This is a genomic window from Streptomyces beihaiensis (genome assembly GCF_026274175.1).
Taxonomy (GTDB): domain Bacteria; phylum Actinomycetota; class Actinomycetes; order Streptomycetales; family Streptomycetaceae; genus Streptomyces; species Streptomyces beihaiensis.
Genome location: NZ_JAPHNL010000176.1, coordinates 1 through 2,249 on the forward strand (window position 1 = coordinate 1; position 2,249 = coordinate 2,249).

Annotated in this window: 1 pseudogene; it reads right to left on the reverse strand. The window is 76.1% G+C overall.

Annotated features, from left to right (window positions below):
* Nucleotides 1-110: 110 nt before the first annotated feature.
* A pseudogene (locus tag OFY01_RS16115) lies at nucleotides 111-2,249 on the reverse strand (histidine kinase); the annotation flags it as partial.

Genomic DNA, 2,249 nt, shown 5'->3' on the forward strand with positions numbered 1-2,249 from the left:
AGATCCTGCCGCACCAGGTTGCCGTCCCGGTCCTGACCGATCCACTTCCGCAGGAGCGGCCAGGCACGGATCAGCACACGCCCCAGCTCCCGTCGCACAAGGCTCCAGCGTCAGTTGGTGCCGATCTTCGCGAGCAGGTCGACGATCCGGCTCTGCACCTCGTTGCTCGTCGAACGCTCCGCCAGGAACAGCACCGTCTCTCCCGCGGCGAGCCGCGGCAGGTCGGCGTTGTCGACAGCGGCCGTGTAGACGACCAGCGGCGTGTGGTTGAGCTGACCGTTCGCGCGCAGCCAGTCGATGATGCCCGCGCGTCGGCGCCGCACCTGAAAGAGGTCCATGACCACCAGGTTCGGGCGCGTCTGCGCCGCCAGCGTCACCGCGTCCGCGTCGCTGCCCGCGCGGGCCACCTGCACCCCGCGCCTTTCGAGCGCCGAGGTCAGCGCGAGGGCGATCTCCTCGTGCTCCTCGATCAGCAGGACCCGCGGCGGATGCTGCTCGCTGTCCCGCGGCGCCAGTGCCTTGAGCAGGACAGCCGGATCGGCCCCGTACGCGGCCTCGCGCGTCGCCTGCCCGAGCCCCGCGGTCACCAGGACCGGCACCTCGGCGGCGACGGCGGCCTGCCGCAGCGACTGCAACGCGGTCCGCGTGATCGGCCCGGTCAGCGGGTCCACGAAGAGCGCGGCCGGGAACGCCGCGATCTGCGCGTCGACCTCCTCGCGCGAATGGACCGTCACCGGCCGGTACCCGCGGTCGCTCAGCGCCTCCTGCGTCGCCACGTCCGGAGCGGGCCACACGAGCAGACGGCGTGGATTGTCGAGCGGCTCCGGAGGCAGTTCGTCGTCCATCGGCTGCGGCTGCGGCCGGTTGGCGACCTCGACCGCGCCGCCTGGCCCGTCGAGCAGCTCGGGACCCTCGTCGGCGTCCTGGTCGGGGGCGCCGATGGCGTAGGCCCGGCCGTTGCCGTCGGAGTCGGCGCCGGAGGACGGCGAGAGCAACGACGGAGGCTGCTGCGGGGTCTGCGGGGTCTGAGGGGTCTGAGGGGTCTGCTGCGTCTGCTGGGGCCGCTGGGCCTGCTGCGTCTGCTGCTGAGGCTCTGGTTGCGGTTCCGGTTCCGGCGCAGGCCCCGGATGGGGCTTCGCCTGGGGCTGCGGTCGACCGTCACTCATCTGCTGCGGCTGTCGCGGTGGCTCCGGCTGTTCCTTGGGCGCCGCCAGCTTGCGGCGCCGCCCCGAGCCGCCACCGAGCGTCTGCCCCTCGGCCCCGGCCTGCGGCACGCCCCCAGCGGGCGTGGCACCGGGCCGCGCGGGCGGTTGCGGCGCGGCGACCTGACGCCCGAACGGCACGCCTTGCCCCAACGTACGCACGCTGAAGGCGCGGCCCTGCGTCGAGTTCGGGTCGGCCACCGCCGAGTTCTCCGGGGTGGCGCCCTGCTGAGAGTCGGCGGGCAACGGCTGGGCACTGGCCGGACGCGGCGGCCGCCCGTTCTCCGGCGGCAGTGTGGCCCGCACGCCGGACGCCGGGGTGTGCTGCGCGGGGTGCGGCTTCGGCGGCGTCCGGTCCTCGTCCGCCGGGTCCTGCACGGCAGGGGCGTGCGCCGCCGCGCCGGCGGGCGGAAGGGTGCGGGGGTCGACGACCGCCGGGTTCGCCTGTGGCTGTGGCTGTGCGTACCCGGCGATGTCCTGCGGCGCGTCGCTCTCTCGTACGTCGCCGGGTGCGGCCTGCGCCTCGGGGGTGCGGTCGGCCTCCGCGGGCGGCAGCGCGAACGCCTCGCGTGGCTGACCGGTCTGCGCGGCCTGACCGGCCTGACCGGCCTGCGCGGTGCCGAGTGCGCGCCGACGACGTCCGGACGGGCGGCCTCCCACGGTCCCGGTGCCGCTTCCGGCAGCGGCCAATTCGAGCTCTGCGCCGCTCGGTTCGCCGCCCTGCTCCGGGGACGCGCTCGGCGCGGGCAGCGCGGGCTGCTCCGTGCCACGGCGCCTTGCCCGGCGGCCGGTCGGCGCGGGTACCCCCTGCGGCGGCACCGTCTCGCCGAGGCCGGGCGCGATGGCTGTGGCCCCTGCCGCGTGCTCGGCCGACGTCACCACGGCGCCTTCGGCCGTGGCGGGCTGCTCGGTGCCGGGGCGGGCGCGGCGGCGGCCGGTCCCGCGTGTGGCGGTCTCGCCGCCGCCCGCCGAGAGTTGCGCCTGTGCCTGTGCCTGTGCTTGCTGCGCCTCGGGCTGTGCCCCGCCCTGCGTGTCGCCGCCCGTGGC